The 17625-nt window shown below is 63.2% G+C and carries 15 protein-coding genes and 1 pseudogene; 12 read left to right on the forward strand and 4 right to left on the reverse strand.

The window, feature by feature from the left end:
• From FJ964_RS18960 to FJ964_RS19000, 8 genes are all read left to right on the forward strand, one after another.
• Positions 1–948: a LysR family transcriptional regulator gene (locus tag FJ964_RS18960; RefSeq protein WP_140551811.1), complete on the forward strand. Its 948-nt coding sequence runs from the start codon at positions 1–3 to the stop codon at positions 946–948.
• A gap of 129 nt (positions 949–1077) precedes the next feature.
• Positions 1078–1731, forward strand: a complete 654-nt coding sequence (locus tag FJ964_RS18965; protein ID WP_181172527.1) for a peroxiredoxin-like family protein — start codon at positions 1078–1080, stop codon at positions 1729–1731.
• A 175-nt stretch (positions 1732–1906) separates the two neighbouring features.
• Positions 1907–2851, forward strand: coding sequence for a LysR family transcriptional regulator (locus FJ964_RS18970; RefSeq protein WP_140551813.1), 945 nt, complete (start codon positions 1907–1909; stop codon positions 2849–2851).
• Between the two features lie 13 nt (positions 2852–2864).
• The gene (locus tag FJ964_RS18975) at positions 2865–3527 is read left to right on the forward strand and encodes a peroxiredoxin-like family protein (RefSeq protein ID WP_181172528.1); all 663 of its coding nucleotides are present in this window, start codon (positions 2865–2867) and stop codon (positions 3525–3527) included.
• A gap of 491 nt (positions 3528–4018) precedes the next feature.
• Positions 4019–4471, forward strand: a complete 453-nt coding sequence (gene msrB, locus FJ964_RS18985) for a peptide-methionine (R)-S-oxide reductase MsrB (RefSeq protein WP_140551816.1) — start codon at positions 4019–4021, stop codon at positions 4469–4471.
• Positions 4472–4473: 2 nt separating this feature from the next.
• The gene (msrA, locus tag FJ964_RS18990; protein WP_140551817.1) at positions 4474–4986 is read left to right on the forward strand and encodes a peptide-methionine (S)-S-oxide reductase MsrA; all 513 of its coding nucleotides are present in this window, start codon (positions 4474–4476) and stop codon (positions 4984–4986) included.
• A 138-nt stretch (positions 4987–5124) separates the two neighbouring features.
• On the forward strand, positions 5125–5379 hold the full coding sequence (locus FJ964_RS18995) for a DUF2171 domain-containing protein (protein ID WP_140551818.1): 255 nt from the start codon (positions 5125–5127) through the stop codon (positions 5377–5379).
• A gap of 124 nt (positions 5380–5503) precedes the next feature.
• Positions 5504–6532 (forward strand): transaldolase, encoded by a 1029-nt coding sequence (locus FJ964_RS19000; RefSeq protein WP_140551819.1) that lies wholly within the window; start codon positions 5504–5506, stop codon positions 6530–6532.
• Between the two features lie 188 nt (positions 6533–6720).
• Here the strand turns inward: FJ964_RS19000 and FJ964_RS19005 are convergent, their stop codons facing one another.
• The 3 genes from FJ964_RS19005 to ileS all read right to left on the reverse strand — a co-directional run bounded on the left by FJ964_RS19005 (position 6721) and on the right by ileS (position 11082).
• Positions 6721–7674 (reverse strand): AraC family transcriptional regulator, encoded by a 954-nt coding sequence (locus FJ964_RS19005; protein WP_140551820.1) that lies wholly within the window; start codon positions 7672–7674, stop codon positions 6721–6723.
• Positions 7675–7831: 157 nt separating this feature from the next.
• Positions 7832–8029 carry a hypothetical protein gene (locus tag FJ964_RS19010; protein ID WP_140551821.1) on the reverse strand — a complete coding sequence of 66 codons (198 nt, stop codon included), beginning with the start codon at positions 8027–8029 and terminating at the stop codon, positions 7832–7834.
• A gap of 107 nt (positions 8030–8136) precedes the next feature.
• Complete coding sequence (gene ileS / locus FJ964_RS19015; protein ID WP_140551822.1) at positions 8137–11082, reverse strand: isoleucine--tRNA ligase; 2946 nt, start codon at positions 11080–11082, stop codon at positions 8137–8139.
• A 1128-nt stretch (positions 11083–12210) separates the two neighbouring features.
• On the opposite strand from ileS, the gene FJ964_RS19025 reads away from it, so the two are divergent.
• Complete coding sequence (locus FJ964_RS19025) at positions 12211–12588, forward strand: cytochrome c family protein (protein ID WP_140551823.1); 378 nt, start codon at positions 12211–12213, stop codon at positions 12586–12588.
• Positions 12589–12767: 179 nt separating this feature from the next.
• Here FJ964_RS19025 and FJ964_RS19030 read toward each other — a convergent pair whose 3' ends face one another.
• Positions 12768–14447 (reverse strand): cation:proton antiporter, encoded by a 1680-nt coding sequence (locus FJ964_RS19030; protein WP_140551824.1) that lies wholly within the window; start codon positions 14445–14447, stop codon positions 12768–12770.
• A gap of 492 nt (positions 14448–14939) precedes the next feature.
• On the opposite strand from FJ964_RS19030, the gene FJ964_RS19035 reads away from it, so the two are divergent.
• The 3 genes and pseudogenes from FJ964_RS19035 to FJ964_RS19045 all read left to right on the forward strand — a co-directional run.
• A complete protein-coding gene (locus FJ964_RS19035) occupies positions 14940–15344 on the forward strand; it encodes a DUF4440 domain-containing protein (RefSeq protein ID WP_140551825.1) in 405 nt (134 codons plus the stop codon).
• Positions 15345–15475: 131 nt separating this feature from the next.
• Positions 15476–16753, forward strand: coding sequence for an MFS transporter (locus tag FJ964_RS19040; RefSeq protein ID WP_140551826.1), 1278 nt, complete (start codon positions 15476–15478; stop codon positions 16751–16753).
• 84 nt (positions 16754–16837) lie between these two features.
• Positions 16838–17564 (forward strand): annotated as a pseudogene (locus tag FJ964_RS19045) (SDR family oxidoreductase); the annotation flags it as partial.
• Between the last annotated feature and the right edge of the window lie 61 nt (positions 17565–17625).

Consider the following 17625-nt stretch of genomic DNA (forward strand, 5'->3'; position numbering starts at 1 on the left):
ATGGACCGTTTTGAAGCAATGTCGATTTTGGTAGCCTCAGCCGAGGCCGGCAGTTTCTCTGCGGCGGGACGGCAACTGGGCGTCCCCCTACCGACCATCAGCCGCAAGGTCGCTGACCTGGAGGCCCACCTCAACACACAGTTGCTGGTCCGCTCGACTCGGAAGCTATCGCTGACCGAGACGGGGCTCGCTTACGTAGCCGCCTGCAAGCGCATCCTGGAGCAGGTCGAGGAGGCGGAGTCGCATGCCGCCGGGGAGTACACCGTCCCGCGCGGCACGCTGACGATGACGGCGCCGATCGTCTTCGGACGCCTCCACGTCGTACCGGTCGTGAACGAATTCCTCGCGCGCTTCCCGCAGATCAATGTTCACCTGACGCTCTCCGACCACACGATCAACATTGTCGACGAGCACATCGACCTGGCCGTCCGTGTCGGTGCGCTGCCCGACAGCACGCTCGTCGCCACGAAGGTGGGCGAGATCAGGCGCGTGGTGTGCGGCAGCCCCGACTACTTCGCCGCCCACGGCGTCCCGAAAATGCCCGAAGACCTGGCCCACCACATGTGCGTGACGTTCACGGCCCTGGCATCTGGGATGACGTGGATCTTCAACCCGCGCGGCAAAGCGACCAAGGGCGTGCGCCCCTTCTGCCGGCTGAAGATCAACACGGCCGAGGCCGCGATCGACGCGGCGATCGCGGGCGTCGGCGTGACGAACGTGCTCTCCTACCAGGTCGCACGGGTGGTGGCCGCCGGGCAGCTCAGGCTCATCCTGGAGGACTATGAGCCGGACCCGATCCCGGTGCATCTGGTGCATCCGGGACAGGCGAACCTGCCGCTCAAGCTGCGGTGCTTCACGGAGTTCGCCGCGTCTCGGTTGCGCAAATCTCTGGCGGCCGACCTGGCCAAGCTCTCTGCGCCCAAGACCAGCCCCGAAAAGAAGAAATAGCCTTCTCGCTCGCGGGCGATCATTCATGCATGACAAGAATAACTCAAACTCGCGCAGCGAGACTAGCGCCGCCGCACTGGATAAGCGATTATCCTGCCGGCAAACCGGGCCGCGCGCGACGAGCCGAAAATGTTACTCCAAGACGAACTGGACGCTCTGAAAGCCGAGCGTCTCGCCACGACCCCACCGAAAGTGACGCTGGTTCGACAACGGGCGATGGAAGCGCTTGCCGCATCCGGATTGGCCGAGCGAGCCGCGCACGCCGGCGAGCAAGCCCCCGCATTCCTGCTGCGTGACGGCTACGGCGGGGCGTTCTCGTCGCGCGAGGCGCTGCGTCGCGGGCCGATCGTCCTCGTGTTCTACCGGGGGAGATGGTGCCCCTACTGCAACATCGACCTGCGAGCGATCGAGTCGGTCTTCCACGACATACGCAGCCTCGGCGCGTCGCTGGTCGCCGTCTCGCAGCAGACGCCTGACAACAGCCTTGAGACGCAGAGGCGTAACGGGCTGTCGTTCGCAAGCCTGGCCGACGCGGGAGGCGAGGTCGCGCACGCTTTCGGTCTGCGCTGGAAGGTCTCCGACGAACTGCGTGCCGTCGAGGAGGGTGGCGACATGGATCTCGCGGCCTTCAACGGCGATCGGAGCTGGACGTTGACCATGCCGGCCCGGTACGTCGTGGCGCCCGACGGGACGATCGCATACGCCGACATCAGCGTCGACTACACGCGGCGCGGCGACCCGTCCGAACTGATCCCGGTCCTCGCCCACCTCGCCGCGCACTAGCCCGCCTTCAGAGGCTCCAGAAAGCGTGTCCGTGCGTCCAAACCGATAGAACCGGCCCTTTCCAACGTGGTCCTGCAAGTGGCATCCATACGCCATGAGTGCGGCGTGCCCGGTCACGCCGTCGAGTGCAGAGCCTCGTCAGTATAGTCGCCAGCAACTTGACGGAGAAAAACCCATGGAGCTTCATCAAGTTCGCTACTTCCTCGCCGTAGCGGCCACGCTCAATTTTACCCGCGCTGCCGAGCAGTGCAATGTCACGCAGCCCGCCCTGACCAAGGGGGTGCAGAAGCTCGAGCGGGAGCTCGGCGGCCAGTTGATCTACCGCGAGCGCCAGTTGACGCAGCTCACTGATCTTGGGAAGGAAGTCCTTCCGATGCTGGAGCGCACGCTGGCCTCGGCAGAGGCGGTGCGCCGCAGAGCCCAAGAGTTCCAACGCAAGGAGGTTGCGCCACTGAAGATCGGCCTCGCCCCGTCCATCTCTGCGTCGCTCGTCCTCGATCCGATCGCGGAGATTGCAAAGTTCCTTCCTGGACTTCAAGTCGAACTGCGCGAGGGCGCAGCGGAAAAACTCGTCGATCTCTTGCTTGAGGGGGAGATCAACGCCGCAATGGTCGGGGACGTACAGGACATCCCCGACCGCATCGACGGCTGGTCGCTGTTCGAGGAGCGCTACGTCGCAGTTCTCGCGCCGACACACCAGCTCGCAAACCGTCCGTCGATCGGCATCGACGACCTCCGCGAGACCATCTTGCTGGAACGCACCGGATGCGACGTCGCCCCGAAGATCCAACGGTCGTATTTCCCCGAGGAACCGCCGCATCTCGGCCACTGCAGTGGTCACGACTTGCACCTGCAGCACATGGCCGCGGCTGGCTTTGGCGTGATACTCGCGCCCGAGCACATGCCGCGCCTTCCGGCACTCAAGACCATTCCACTCGAAGGCGATCCGGTTTCGCGGCAGGTGCGGTTGCTGGCAGTGCAGGGGCGCCGCTACTCGCCGGCGCTGGACGCCTTCGTCAAGGTCGCGCGGCTTCGCGACTGGTCGGTCGAAATCCCCGACCCGGGCAACGACACGCACGCCCCCCGCCAATCGCTTCCAGCCAATCGATCCGCAGCCTGACGACGCCTCACCGATGCCAAACCAGACCGACAAAACACTTGCCCAGATTCGCACAGAGCTGTTGACGACGTTCAGCGCCGCGGATTGGGAGTCATACAACCACCTCGTGGGGTGGCTGCGCGATACAGGCGTGGCATCGCATGCGTTGAAGGTCGGAGACGCCGCGCCGGACTTCCTCCTGCCGGACGCCGACGGCCATCTCCACTCCTCCGAGGAGCTGCGCCGCAACGGACCCCTCGTCCTGAGTTTCTTCCGAGGCGGCTGGTGTCCGTTCTGCACCGCCGAGCTGTGCGCCCTCCAGGCCGCGAGGGACGAGTTCGAGAGCGTCGGCGCGACCCTCGCGGTCGTCACACCCGAGACCAGGGATTTCCCGCGGCAGCTCAAACAGAGCCTGGACTTGGACCTGAAGGTACTCGCCGACGTCGACTACGGCGTTGCCATGTCGTATGGCGTACTGTTTCGGATGCCCGACGAGACCAAGGCACACTATTCCGGGCTAGGCTTCGACCTCGGCGCCCGGCACGGGTCGTCGGTCTGGATGCTGCCCATTCCCGCGACCTACGTGATCGACGCGGCAGGCCTGATCCGCAGCGCGTTCGTCGAGCCCGATTTCACGATACGGGCAGAGCCGGCACAAATCTTGGCCTCGCTGCGCCAGGCCGCCTCCACATCCTAGCTGGAAGGGCCCGCCATCCCAGAACGGCAACGCGCAACGCATGGACCGGCGATACGTCTCAAGCCTGGGAGCCGTCTGGAACATATCCGAGGACGAATGCGATGACCTTCTCGACCGGCATTTCGCAGGGCCGCAAGGAGCTCTCGCCGGACCTCAGCCGGTAAAGGTTGAAGCTGACCACGTCGCCGCCGGCGAGCGCTCGCGCGAACAGGCTGCTCCGCTTTCGGTCGCAAGACCTGCGGACGGTGACGCCGTACCGCAGCCCCTCATACAGGCCTTCACCGTACCCGCACGGAATCGCGGCGAGTGCCGATTCAAAATCTCGTTCTAGCAATGTCTAACCCTTCGGTTCGGGGGCAAGTGAATCCGTTCCCGCCAGATAGAAACACCTCGGGCGGCGATCCGCGTGGCATCGTTTCGATAGCCGCAGGTGATTGGACGCTCACCAGCCCCGTGCCTATCTTTGGCGCACGACTAAAGGGAGTAGCGCGATGCCTACTTACAGGAAAAACCCCGAGGCGGTCTCAAAGTTGACCCCCGAGCAGTACCGCGTAACACAGACTGACGGGACCGAGCGCCCCTTCGCCAACGAATACTGGGACAACAAGGAGCCCGGCCTCTACGTCGACGTGGTATCGGGCGAGCCGCTCTTTGCGTCGACCGACAAGTTTGACAGTGGCACGGGTTGGCCGAGTTTCACGCGGCCTCTTGAAGCCGCGAACGTCGTCGAGAACGTGGACAGCTCGCGCGGCATGACACGGACCGAGGTCCGCTCCAAGCACGGCGACAGCCACTTGGGCCACCTTTTCCCGGACGGGCCGCGCGACAAGGGCGGGTTGAGATACTGCATGAACTCAGCCTCTCTGCGTTTCATCCACCGTGACCAACTGGAGAGCGAAGGTTACGGCGAGTATGCAAAGCTCTTTGCAAAGCAGGAGGTCTGACGATGGCAGCGACTACAGAGCGCGCGATCCTGGCAGGGGGTTGTTTCTGGGGAATGCAGCAGCTGGTGCGGCGCCTTCCCGGCGTCGTGGCGACGCGGGTCGGATACTCCGGCGGCGACGTCAAGAATGCGACCTACCGCAACCACGGCACGCATGCGGAAGCGATCGAGATAACGTTCGATCCGAGCAAGACGAGCTTCCGCGATCTGCTGGAGTTCTTCTTCCAGATCCACGACCCGACGACTCCCAACCGCCAGGGAAACGACCACGGCGCCAGCTACAGGTCTGCGATCTTCTATGCCAGCGAGGAGCAGCACCGCGTCGCGCAAGACACGATCGCCGACGTCGAAGCCTCGGGGCTGTGGCCCGGCAAGGTGGTGACCGAGCTCTCTCCCGTTGGCGATTTCTGGGAGGCTGAACCCGAGCACCAGGACTATTTGGAGCGCCACCCGAATGGCTATACTTGCCACTTCGTCCGTCCGCAGTGGAAGCTTCCGCACAGAAGCGCCGCCTGAGGGCGGCGTTGGGACGTGTCGGCGGCGGCGGCGGACGCGGCCTACCTCGCTTGCATAAATGAAGGTTGCGATGCGTCCTCGCTTGCCGGCGGACGCATCGCTGCGCAATGATCGGCAGACCCACAGGAGAGAGACGAAATGACCACGGACAAGATCATTCAGAACATGGAAGTGATCGGTGCGGATGGCGTCCACGTCGGCACCGTCGACGGCGTCGCCAACGGTCGCATCAAGCTCGCGAAGCGCGACAGCGGCGAGGGTCAGCACAAGGGCCACGCGCACTTCATCGCTCTTGGACTGGTCGCCGACGTCGAGGGGCAGAGGGTTCGCCTTTCCGCGAACGCGGCTGTGGCGGTGACATTCGAGGAAGAGCAGTCGGGAAAGCCCGTCTGAAGAAGGACGGTCCGATGACCCTGACCACGCGCAAGGCATAGAACAGCGCGAGCCGGCGACAAGAAGGCAGGCTCGCACCCCGTGCCGCATACAAGGGCGTGGCCGACATCAAGAGGAAAAGGCCTTGGCGTCGAAGCTGGATCAACTACGCGCAATGACTACGATCGTGGCGGACACCGGCGATCTCGCAGCGCTGGCGCGTGTCAAACCGGTGGACTGCACGACGAATCCCGCGCTCATCCTGAAGGCGGTCGACACTCCCGAGTACAGGGATGTCGTAGACGAGGCGTTGGCATGGGGACGCAAACAGAGCGGCGATGATGTACGCGTCGCCGCCGCGACGGCAGACCGGCTCGCAATCTCCGTCGGGGTCGAGCTCTTGCGACTCGTGCCAGGGTATGTTTCCACCGAGGTGGACGCCAACCTGTCCTTCAACATCCGAGCATCGGTCGCGCGAGCGCGGCAGATTATCGACGCCTATAAGCAGCGAGGCATCCCGCCCGAGCGCGTGCTCATCAAACTGGCTTCGACGTGGGAGGGAATACGCGCTGCAGAGATCCTCCAACGCGAGGGTGTGAAGTGCAACATGACGTTGCTGCTGAACAGGGCCCAGGCGGTCGCGAGCGCTGAGGCTGGAGCCTTCCTGATCTCACCCTTTGTAGGCCGCATCTACGACTGGCACAAAGAGTCTACTGGAAAGGAATTCGCCGCCCACGAGGATCCCGGCGTCCGCTCCGTGCGGGACATCTACGGGTACTACAAGTCGAATGGGATACAAACGATCGTCATGGGCGCGTCGTTCCGCAACACCGGCCAGATCGAGGCGCTGGCCGGATGCGATCGGCTCACGATCGCGCCAGCGCTCATGGACGCCCTTGCCTCCGAGGAGGGCGAGCTCAAACGCGCCTTGGCTCCGGCCGCCGCGGAGCCGCGCTCCCTTCGAACGGCCGAAGACGGGATCTGCCACTGGTTCGTGAGCGAAGATGCTGTCGACATAAAGCACCCGGACCCTGCGGACCCGATCGACGAGACAACCTTCCGGTGGATCATGAACGAGGACGCGATGGCGACCGAGAAGCTGGCCGAAGGCATCCGCGTGTTCGCTCACGATCTCCAGACGCTCCGCCACAGGATCGCCGAACGCCTCCAGTGAGTCCCGCGACGTCGCCACCATCGACAGCAAACACAGCCAAGTTTCGTCGCAGAGTTGCAGGCCGGTGGACGGACCGTTCGCGCCGTCCAAACCTCGAAACCCGGGGCACCCTTTCCAGTCGCGTCCAGCACGCCTTGCCACGGTCGCGCGCGAGCGGCGCCTATGCTCTGGCGGAGTGAATGCCGGCGTCAGGCTGCATTGGATTCCTCGATCGCGTCTTCGGTCGGCGTGGCGCTGTGAGACGAGTCGCGCCGCGCCCTGGCACGGTATTCCGACGGGTCGCTGTCGTAGTACCTGCGGAAAGTGCGCGTGAAGCTGCTCCGGCTCTGGTAGCCGGCGTTCAAGGCAACCTGGTCGACAGACAGCGCATTGGCCGCGAGCAGGTCTGCTGCGTGGCGCATCCTGACCCGGCGGAGCAACGACATCGGAGACTCTCCGAAGGCGGCGGCAAACCGCGCCATGAAAGCCGAGCGGCTGAGACCGACGGCGTGCGACAGGCTCTGGACGGTGTGCGGCACGGACGGGCGCGAGGCCATTTCGGCGAAAGCCCGTGCGATCGGCGGATCGCTCAAGATCGAAAACCGCTCCACCCACGCGTTCATCGAGACCAGGCAGCGCCGGAGCAATGCGAGCACAACGAGTTTCAGCAGCGCCGCCGACATCGGCCCTCCACCGACATCCTGGGCTGCGAGCTCGGTCATTGCATAGGCCATCACCTGGTCGAGCTGGTCGTGCACGTCGAACGTCTCGACGATGGGCGTTGCAAGGGAGGCGAACAAGTCGAGTGCTGGACCGTAGTTGGCGCGAAAGGACCCGCACGCAAGCACCAGCGCCGGCTCGCCGTTGCCGACGGTGTGCCGCTGCGAGGACCCCGGTATGAAGCCGCAATTGTTGTAATTACTGGCGTGCCGCGGTGCGGTCGCGCGCTGCGTCGCGGCGATCGTCATCGATCGCCTCGGCGGAACGATCACCAGCGTGTGCGGCGTCAGGCGTATAGGTGTTTCGTCGTCGAGGAAGATGAATCCGGCGCCTCGAAGACAATAGTGGATCGTGGAGGCGTCGGTGCGGGCGAGCGCTAAATGCGTGCCCGCCGCAAGCGCGCACTCCGACAGCCTGACGAAAGTGACGTCCAAGGTGGTCATCAATTTGTCCAGGTCTTGTCGCGATATACGCCGGAACGGCTCGCCTGCCACGTCCAGAAGCCTTTATGGTGCTCAGGCCCACATCAGCTCGGCTTTGGGACAGCGGGACGATGCCATCTCACGCAGGCGACCAGCCTTCGCGACTGGGTGATGGGGCCTAGCGCACTCCAACCTGATCTGGGCTCTTGATCGGTTCGGTCTTCGTTGCCTTCAACTGAAGACGCTGAACAATCGCCCAGTTGCGGTCGATCGGGTAGTGGTTGCTGCCGAATTTGATAAATTCAGCAGCAACATGAATAAACCGGCTGAGCGTCTCAGCGACCCGGCGAAGCTCTGTGAATTCACCCGAACGCACGCCGACGCGCGTGAACGGGAGGCGCGCTAAGTCAGGCACTATGCGCCGACTGGAGCGCCGGTGGTCCATCCGTTCGAGTTGCGTGAGTGAATTGAAAGGCGGCTGATTTATAGCTGCCCGAGTTCCCTTAGTTCCCGCAAGGCCGCCGCGTCGCGCGCGGAGACATCGGGAAATTTCGGATCGGAGCCGACATCGTCGGTATAGCGCCAGGAGCGGGCGCATCTTCGCCCTTTTGCCCTGGCGAAGACGACCGCGACACCCTTGACGTCCTCCAGCGTGAAAGCGCCGGCGGGCGGCTCCTCGGCGCGGATGTCGATGCCGCTGGTGATGCAGATCTCGGCCATATCGACGCCCTCAATCGCGGCGCGCAGCTCGAGATCGGTGATGTTGACCACGGGCGCCGCTTCCAGCGAGGAGCCTATCGTCTTTTTTGCACGCTCGATCTCCAGCGATGCCGTCACAACGCGTCGAACCTGCCGCACTTTCCGCCACTTCTCTGCCAGCTTCTCGTCGCGCCATTTTGCAGGAACGCTCCGGAATTGCTCGAGATGGACGGACGCCGCCTCGGGATGACGCTCCAGCCAGGCTTCCTCCATGGTGAACGGAAGCATTGGCGCCATCCATCTCACCAAATTGTCGAAAAGGCGCCGCACGACTTCGACCGCTGCCTTGCGCCTGAGACTGGACGGCGGGTCGCAATAGAGCGCGTCCTTGCGAATGTCGAAATAGAAGGCCGACAGCTCGACCACCATGAAATCGATGAACGCACGAGTGATGCGCTTGAACTCGAAGGCGTCGTAGCCCTGGCGCACCACCTCATCGAGTTCGGCGAGGCGATGCAGCATCAGCCGTTCCAGCTCCGGCATCTTCTCCAACGGCACCTCCTCGCCATCGTCATGGGCGAGCGTGCCCAGCATCCAGCGGATGGTGTTCCTGAGCTTGCGGTAGGCGTCGATGTTGGTCTGCAGCACGTTCTTGCCAAGCCGCTGGTCTTCCCAATAATCGGTCGTCACCACCCACAGGCGCAGGATGTCAGCGCCGGACTGTTTCATCACATCCTGCGGCACCACCGTGTTGCCGAGCGACTTCGACATCTTGCGATCCTCCTCGTCTGTGGTGAAACCATGGGTGACGACGGTGTCGTAAGGCGCCCTGCCCCTGGTACCGCAGCTTTCCAGCAGCGAGGACTGGAACCAGCCGCGATGCTGGTCGGAGCCTTCGAGATAGACATCGGCCGGCCATTTCAAGTCCGGCCGGTCTTCAAGCGTGAAGGTGTGGGTCGAGCCTGAATCGAACCACACGTCGAGGATGTCCTTGACCATCGCCCAGTTCTCGTTGGCGCGGTTTCCAAGGAAGCGCTCGCGCGCGCCTTCGGCGAACCAGGCGTCAGCTCCCTCCTTCTCGAAGGCCTCGACTATGCGGACGTTGACCACCTCGTCCTTCAGGACATTGCCGTCTTCATCCGCGAAAACGCAGATCGGCACACCCCAGGCGCGCTGGCGCGATAAGACCCAATCCGGGCGCTCCTCTATCATGGCGCGCAGGCGATTGTGTCCCCCGGACGGCACGAAGCGCGTGGCCTCGATCGCGGCGAGCGCGCGCGAACGCAGCGTTGTGCCGTCGCCCAGCTCCTTGTCCATATAGATGAACCATTGCGGCGTGTTGCGAATGATCACCGGCTTTTTCGAGCGCCAGCTATGTGGATAGGCATGCTTTAGCCGGCCGCGCGCGAAGAGCATGTTCTTCCCGATCAGGGCGCCGATAACCGCCTGATTGGCATTGCCCTTCTTGCCGTTGGCGTCGATGACACGCGCAGCGCCACCCGGTCGATCCGGACCGAAGCCAGGCGCGTCCAACGTGAAGAAGCCGGCATCGTCGACAGTGAAGGGGATGGCCGAGGAGATGCCTCGCGCCTCAAGCTCGCGAGCATGCTCGACCCAGACATTGAAGTCCTCGCGGCCATGGCCCGGCGCGGTGTGCACGAAACCAGTGCCGGCGTCGTCGGTGACGTGCTCACCGGAAAGCAGCGGCACGGCGAACGAATAGGGCTCGTGCTCATACATATGGCCACTGCGGGTCGCGCGGCTCCAGCCTCTCAGCGGGTGCGCGCAAATGATGGCACCGAGTTCCTCAGCCGAGACATCGCGCCGCCGCTGGCAACGCAGTTTGGCCTTGGCGAATGACCCTTCCGCCAGCACATCGGCGAAGATCAGCTTCTCGCCGGGCTGCGGGCCAAAGTCGTTCTGGGCAGCGGTGACCTCGTAAAGGCCGTAGCTGATCTTGGCAGAATAAGAGATTGCGCGGTTGCCAGGGATCGTCCACGGCGTAGTCGTCCAGATAACGACAAAGGCGTCGGCGAGTTCCGCCGTCTCGCCGGCCACCGGAAACTTCACCCAAATCGTATCGCTCTCATAGTCTTGATACTCGACCTCGGCCTCGGCCAGCGCGGTGCGCTCGACCACGCTCCACATAACCGGCTTGGAGCCGCGATAGAGCTGGCCCGACATGGCGAATTTCAGGAGCTCACCGGCAATCATCGCTTCAGCGTGGAAGTTCATGGTCGCGTAAGGATTGTCGAAGTCGCCCTCGATGCCGAGACGCTTGAACTCCTCCGTCTGCACATCGATCCAGTGCTGCGCAAAGTCGCGGCATTCCTTGCGGAACTCGTTGACCGGCACCTCATCCTTGTTCTTGCCCTTGGCGCGGTACTGCTCCTCGATCTTCCACTCGATCGGCAGGCCGTGGCAGTCCCAGCCGGGCACGTAATTGGCGTCGCGGCCGCGCATCTGGAAGGAGCGGTTGATGACGTCCTTGAGGATCTTGTTCAGAGCATGGCCGATATGGATGTTGCCGTTGGCGTAGGGCGGACCGTCATGCAGCACGTATTTCGGGCGGTCGGCGGAGGCCTCGCGCAGCTTGCGGTAGAGATCCATCTCCTGCCAGCGCTTGACCAGCACCGGTTCCTTCTCGGGCAAACCGGCACGCATCGGGAAATCCGTCTGCGGCAGGTAAAGCGTCTTGGAATAGTCGATCGTCTCAGCTGTATCGGTCATTGTTTCGCCATGTGGTGCCCACCGGATTTTCAGCCGCGGAATCCGCGAAATCTGAACCGACAACGGCCATGAATTCCAGGGCGACGAGTTCCAGGCCCAAACGGGAGCGCCGCAGGCTGCACGCCGCCGCAGCGGAAAAGGTAAGTCCGCGGATCGCACCGCGAATCCACAATCCGTCGCCGTTCGTCCAGACACAGGGCTCGCCGCGGCCCTATCCGGACAATCCAGCCATGAGCCGGCTTGAAATGTCTTTCCGCGACGGCGTGCTCGCAGTTGCCTGCCAAAAGGTCCAAGACGGCCGCGAAGCGTTGCGAACGCGACCGGGAAAGAGTGATCGCAAAGTGCCCCTTCATGTTCTTTCTACGCCGTCCGGCACCCCGCGCGCGGCGCGCTCCTCTATGGCTGACCGCAGGCTGACGGGACGCCGGCGCGCGCGCTTTTTCCGACGATACCTCGGGCAATCGAATGCATGTCCAAAGGGAATTTCTAATTTCGTCCGCTGCGTTCGATCCTGATCTCGGCAGGAAGCGATCGATACTTCGGCCGGGGCGGAGGGGCCGCCGCGCATCAATGATCACACGATTATGCCGCGATGAAAAAGTGGACTCCAACTCCGATGACCAATGACCAGAGCGACAAAACCTTCCATCCGAGCCGTCGAGGCTTTCTCAGCGTTGCCGCTGCCACGGGCGCTGCTTCGCTGGCACCGGCTGTCGTGATAGGAACCACCGCGACGACCGCGGCTCTCGCGGAAGCATCCGAACCGGCCTCCTCCCCCCGTGGATGCTTCCGCGAGTACTATCGCCGTCAAGTTGCCGCCGCCCATGTCCAGCTATCTGTCCTTCGGTCCGGACGAAGCCGGCTTCGTCGAGGTCCTGATCAACGTGATGGGTCCTGCGGATGCACTGATACCCGGCGGCCTCGATTGCGGCCTTGCGGCCTACATCGACCGACAACTGGCAGGTGGTTTCGGCAAGGGCGCGCGCCTTTATACGCGCGGCCCCTGGCGAGAGGGTAAGCCTCAACTGGGCTACCAATTGCCGCTCACACCCGAGCAGTTCTTCAAGGCGGGACTGACCGCCGCGGCCGCGCCACCTCTGAGTGCGACTAAAAGAAAGGACGTACCCAATGAAAGGCCCAGGAAAGATCGGTGCGTTTGTCGCGGTACTCGTACTTGCGGGAGCAACCGTGAATCATGGCTACGCGCAGGACGCCGAGCACGGAAAAACCATCTTCAAATCCTGCGCGGCATGCCATGCGACGGACCATGCCAATCGCGTCGGACCGGGCCTGGGAGGAATCATCGGCAGGAAGGCGGGTGCGGTTCCCGGCTTCCGTTACAGTAACGCGATGAAGACGTTCGGGATGGTCTGGGATGCGAAGATCCTCGATGCGTATCTGGAATCGCCACAGAAGGTGGTTCCCGGAAACAGGATGCCCTACGCAGGGCTGAAGAACGCGACGGATCGGGCGGACCTCGTTGCCTATCTTGCTACGTTGAAGTAACGGCGAGAAGCCCACGATTACATTTATCGTGCAGAAGAGCACGCCATCGACGCTAGCGGGCCGATCGCGGAATCTGGTCGTCAGTACTTTGCCGAAGATTTGAGGTAGCGGACCAAACTCGGCACATCATCCGCGGTGGACGACCGATCGTGCCGGTGGAATAGACGGCAGCGCCCGTATTACGCGGCCAAGGGGCTCGTGATCCGGGCCCGTTGCCGGTCCGCCCAGGCGGAGACGGCATCAGGTGCGATTCCGAACGCGGTAAGCAGCGCTTGAGCCGCTTCAAGGCCGTGAGATTCGTCGGGCGAAACCACTGCTTCGAGTCCAAGCTCATTGAGCTGCGCGGCCTCGTCGTCGGTGCGTGTCACCCAGAGCCGGTGAAGGTCCGGGTAGAGCGCCAGAGACGACGGTATCCAGTCCCGGGCAGCCGCGATCGAGGAGGCCGTCATCACGCTGAACTGTCGGCCGCCCAGGTCGAAGGCACGCCAAAGCCTCGCATCCGACGCATCCCCGAAGGAAGCATTGTAGCCGTCGGCTATGGCGTCGCGAAGTCGGGCGCCATCGCGTTCGACAGCGTCATAGCCAATGTCAAACTCCTCAAGCGCGTCCGCGATCGTCCGCCCGACATCTCCCATGCCGACGATGATGACCGGGTTGATCTTTCCCTGTGGTACCATCTCGGTTTGCATCTTGCGTGTCGCGCGCGTCCGCAAACGTCCGGCAATGTTCCGGCCGATATAGGCAAGCGCCGGGGTTGCGGCGAGCGTGAGAGCAACGGCTGCGATGAGCTGCGCGACCGTAGCGTCGCCGACGCGCGCGCGAACGCCGGGCATCGCAAACACCACGAAGGCGAATTCCGAGCCGCCTGCCATCAATACCCCCAATTGGATCGAGCCGGGCACAGACCATCGGAAGGCCAAGCTCGCGAGGATGTTGCCGGCCGACTTCAGCGCGATGATCCCGACCGCCATGACGACGATCGCGGCCCAGGCGCTCGTGATCACGGCGCGGTCCAGCGAAGCGCCGGTCGACAGGAAAAAGAAGCTGACCAGGAGACCTCGGAAAGGGCCGATTTCCGAGCGCACGCTCGCCTTGAACGGACTCTCCGCCACCATCATCCCACCCAGAAAGGCGCCGAGTGTCATCGACAGGCCGACCATGGCAGCCGACCAGCCGGCGGCGAGCGCGATCAGCAGGGCTGTAGCGGTGAAGACCTCCTCGCCTCCGTGCCGCGAGAGGATGGCGAAGAGCGGGCGGACGATGAAGCGGGCCGAGAGCAGCGCCACCGCAATCGCTACCACCGTCTTCACCAAGGCCGCGAGCATGGCCAGGAATGCGGAGCTATTCGCCGGCGTCGACGTCAGGATGAGAAGAAAGATGGCGGCGACATCCTGAAAGATCAGGATCGCTATAGCCGTGAGTGCGACCGGACAGTTTTGCTGCCGACGATCGGCAATGACTCCCGCTACGATCGCGGTCGATGAAAGCGCCAGTGTAGTGCCGACAACGAGCGCAGCGATTGCCGACAAGCCGAGCGCCCATGCGCAGCCACCGATGAGGATCGCCGACGCACCGACCTGAAGCGGCCCGAATCCGAAGATGTCGCCCGCCTCGCGGCGGACGTGCGCCGCTGAGAAATGAAGGCCGATATCGAAGAGCAGGAAAACAACTCCAAGCTCGGCGAGCAGGTGAACCGTTCCTCCAGCCGAAAGAAGCTCGGGGCGAACGGCGGACACGACCATGCCGAGGAACAGGTAACCAACGATCGGGTTCACTTTGACCATGCGCGACAAGACGGCGGTCGCGATGCCCAACGCCAGTATTACCAATATCGGAAAGATAGCTTCTGCAATCTCCACTGACTATCCCTACTGGCCGCGGAGACCGGGCCGAGGTGCCAGGCGCGAGCTAAACAACGGAGATTGGCGCATCTCATTCCCCCAGACCTCGGCCCTCGGCAAATCATCCTCGCGTCTCAAATTCGACCGCGCACCGAATCTCTACGAGCGTGCTTACCCAACCCGGCTTTGCCTGGAATTCCGAACACCATCGATGGAACTATCCGCACTGCACACGGCACGCTTAAACACCATGGAGGTCGAACCTTTGGCGAGGAAATCACCTCTCGCCATTGAATCGATAGACGATTGTTATCGCCCGGCGTGACGCGGCGGCCGGCGTTACCTGGCTTGATTTGCGAAGGCTAGCGAGGACTTCCGTCGCGCTATTCCCCACCACTATGGAAACCATATGGGCCGGCTATTGGAAAAATTTGTCCGGCGCTGCGATCAGTAACTGCGGCATTCGCAAATCTCATCGAGTAGCGCCCAGCTCAAAACAGGAGACCCCTGATGTCCGAGACCTTTCCACTCCCAACTGAACCCGAAGACATTATCCCGTCGCTGGTTAAGCGGTTTAACTCGGGCGAGGTCAGCAATCAGATGGCCATGTACGCCCCGGAGGCCGTGTTCGTTGCGAACGACGGTCGAACGATCACTGATCGCGCAGAGATCGCTGCCATAATCGAGCACGACATCAAGCTCGGCCTGCCGCTGAAGGCAAATGTGCGCCATGTGTTCGTTGCCGGCGATACCGCCCAGATCGTGTTGGACTGGTCAATTGATGGCACAGGTCCCGACGGCAAGCACGTACACCTGCATGGCACAGCGAGCGACATCATGCGCCGCGGCGCGGATGGGTTCTGGCGCTATATTATCGACAACAATCAAGGGACGGCAGTGCGACAGCCTGCCTGACATAGGTGCGCCACGGCAGCTCTCGGCGATGGAGCCACTCTTGGGCCTGGCGTCGACGATCACCGCCACTTGGTGAAACTGCCTGGTCGCAGATTTTGGACCTGCGCGCCCAAATTCCCGGGAGACGAAGGATGCACGGCTCGATGCAGAACGTGGCGCCAGTGATCAACGAGGCTCGCCGGGACGGAATGCTCCGGCTGGCATTCTTATCTGCGGTAGTCTCCCTGGTGGCCTCGTTTGCCGCGGCGGCCGCGCCGATCCCCCTGTACAACATCTATCGGGCGCAGGACGGCTTCACCAACGCCAGCATCTCGATGGCCGTCGTCGCCTATGCCGTCGGCACGATCGCCGCACTGTTGGTGCTGGGACGACTGTCCAATCATCTGGGCCGCCGGCTCACTGCGATCGCTAGCCTCAGCCTGCTCCTGCTGGGCTGTCTGCTGTTGCTGAATGTGCACGACGTCGGCACCCTGCTGGCCGGTCGGCTGCTGGTGGGCGTCGGTACCGGGTTAGCCAGCAGCAGCCTGACCTCCTACATTGTCGACGCCGCGCCCAGCAGGCCAGAATGGCTGGCCTCCGTCGCCTCCAGCCAGGGACCGATGCTCGGCCTCGCTGTCGGGGCAATCGCCTCCGGCGCTCTGGTCCAGTTCGGCCCCTGGCCACGCGAGCTCATCTACCTGGTTTGCATCGGCTTTCTGTTGGTGTCTGCCGCACTCATCGCCATCAGCCCCGAAACAGCGACTCCGACGCAGGGTGCTTGGCGATCGCTGCAACCCCGGGTCCACCTACCGGCCCGGGTCAGGCATCTGCTCCCTGTCGCGGCAGCGGTGTTCCTGGCCACCTGGGCGGCCGGAGCCTTCTACCAGGCCTTCGTGCCTGCGCTGGTCGAAGATCAACTCCACACCCGCAGCCCGCTCATCCTCGGATTGGTGTTCGCCGCCTATATGACCCCCAGCGTTCTCGGCGCGCCGATCGGCGGCCGATTCACATCCGCGGCAGCCCAACGCCTCGGCATGATCACCTTCCTGGCCGGAATGATCGGCATCATCGCGGCGATCTCCGCCGGCACACTGGGATTGTTCATCATCGCAACCATTGTCGCGGGCGCCGGCCAAGGCATCGCCATCAGCGCCGCCACCCGTGGTCTGCTGCACGGCAGTGCCCTGGCCGACCGCGCACCGATATTCAGCGTGATCTACCTGCTCAGCTACAGCGGCGCCGCCTTCCCCAGCCTCATTTCAGGCCGGCTGTCCAACACGTTCTCGATACCGCAGATCGCCTTCGGATATGGGGTACTTGCCCTCGGCGCCACCCTGTTCACCGTCCTCGGTGCACGCAACCCGCACCCCGACACGACCGGTAACAACACCTGCGACAGTTCGGGCGCCAACGGTTCACCAATACATTGAACAGTGTCATGAGGATCGTCGCTGTCTTGGGCGTCACATCGAAACGATGATTGGCGTCCGGCGACCGACGACGGAGAGTAGGCCATGAGGATGGTCGTGATCGGCGGCACTGGCCTGATTGGCTCGAACACCGTTGCCATTCTGCACCAGGGCGGCCACGAGGTCGTCGCGGCATCGCCCAAAGGTGGCGTCAACACCGTCACCGGAGAAGGGCTCAAAGCAGCCATGTCTGGCGCACAGGTGGTGATCGACCTCTCCAATGTGCCGGCATCTGACCGCGAGGCGGCGTTGGAATTCTTCGAGACCTCCGGCCGCAACCTTGTCGCGGCAGAGGCCGCAGCGGGCGTTCGGCCTCATGTCGCGCTGTCCATCGTCGGGACCGACAGGGTACCCGACCAAGGCTATTACCGCGCCAAAGTCGCCCAGGAGAAACTGGTCGAGGCTTCCGGTATTCCCTACACGATCATCCGCTCGGCCAGTTCCTGGAATTCCTCGGCGGCATCGCCGATGCGAGTATGGATGGTGGCGTCGTGAGGATTCCGGCGGCCTGCTTCAGCCGGCTGACGACGTTGCTGCCGCCGAAGTGGCCTTCGACAAGCCGCGAAACGGGATCGTCGAGATCGCAGGCCCGGAACGAGCGGAGTTCAACGAAATCGTCGCTCGTTATTTGAAGGCTGCCGGCGACCCGCGGAAGGTCGTGAAAGATCCCGAAGCCAGGTATTTCGGAGGGCGGCTCAAGGAAAAAGTCGCTCGTACATTGGGCGAAGCGCGTCTCGGCCGGCTCAATCTCGAGGAGTGGTTGGGCCGGTCGCGGATGTGGTGGTCGACGAGCTCATCTGGTAATACCCAGGCGACCAAAACGCATGATCGGC

Source organism: Mesorhizobium sp. B2-3-2, assembly GCF_006442295.1.
Lineage (GTDB): Bacteria > Pseudomonadota > Alphaproteobacteria > Rhizobiales > Rhizobiaceae > Mesorhizobium.

Bases quoted from the DNA above. Each gene is read 5' to 3' on its own strand.
- FJ964_RS19025 (WP_140551823.1), top strand. From the start codon at position 12,211: ATGAAAGGCCCAGGAAAGATCGGTGCGTTTGTCGCGGTACTCGTACTT.
- msrB (WP_140551816.1), top strand. From the start codon at position 4,019: ATGCCTACTTACAGGAAAAACCCCGAGGCGGTCTCAAAGTTGACCCCC.
- FJ964_RS18965 (WP_181172527.1), top strand. From the start codon at position 1,078: ATGTTACTCCAAGACGAACTGGACGCTCTGAAAGCCGAGCGTCTCGCC.
- msrA (WP_140551817.1), top strand. From the start codon at position 4,474: ATGGCAGCGACTACAGAGCGCGCGATCCTGGCAGGGGGTTGTTTCTGG.
- FJ964_RS18970 (WP_140551813.1), top strand. From the start codon at position 1,907: ATGGAGCTTCATCAAGTTCGCTACTTCCTCGCCGTAGCGGCCACGCTC.
- FJ964_RS18975 (WP_181172528.1), top strand. From the start codon at position 2,865: ATGCCAAACCAGACCGACAAAACACTTGCCCAGATTCGCACAGAGCTG.
- FJ964_RS18960 (WP_140551811.1), top strand. From the start codon at position 1: ATGGACCGTTTTGAAGCAATGTCGATTTTGGTAGCCTCAGCCGAGGCC.
- FJ964_RS19040 (WP_140551826.1), top strand. From the start codon at position 15,476: ATGCACGGCTCGATGCAGAACGTGGCGCCAGTGATCAACGAGGCTCGC.
- FJ964_RS18995 (WP_140551818.1), top strand. From the start codon at position 5,125: ATGACCACGGACAAGATCATTCAGAACATGGAAGTGATCGGTGCGGAT.
- ileS (WP_140551822.1), bottom strand. From the start codon at position 11,082: ATGACCGATACAGCTGAGACGATCGACTATTCCAAGACGCTTTACCTG.
- FJ964_RS19035 (WP_140551825.1), top strand. From the start codon at position 14,940: ATGTCCGAGACCTTTCCACTCCCAACTGAACCCGAAGACATTATCCCG.
- FJ964_RS19005 (WP_140551820.1), bottom strand. From the start codon at position 7,674: ATGACCACCTTGGACGTCACTTTCGTCAGGCTGTCGGAGTGCGCGCTT.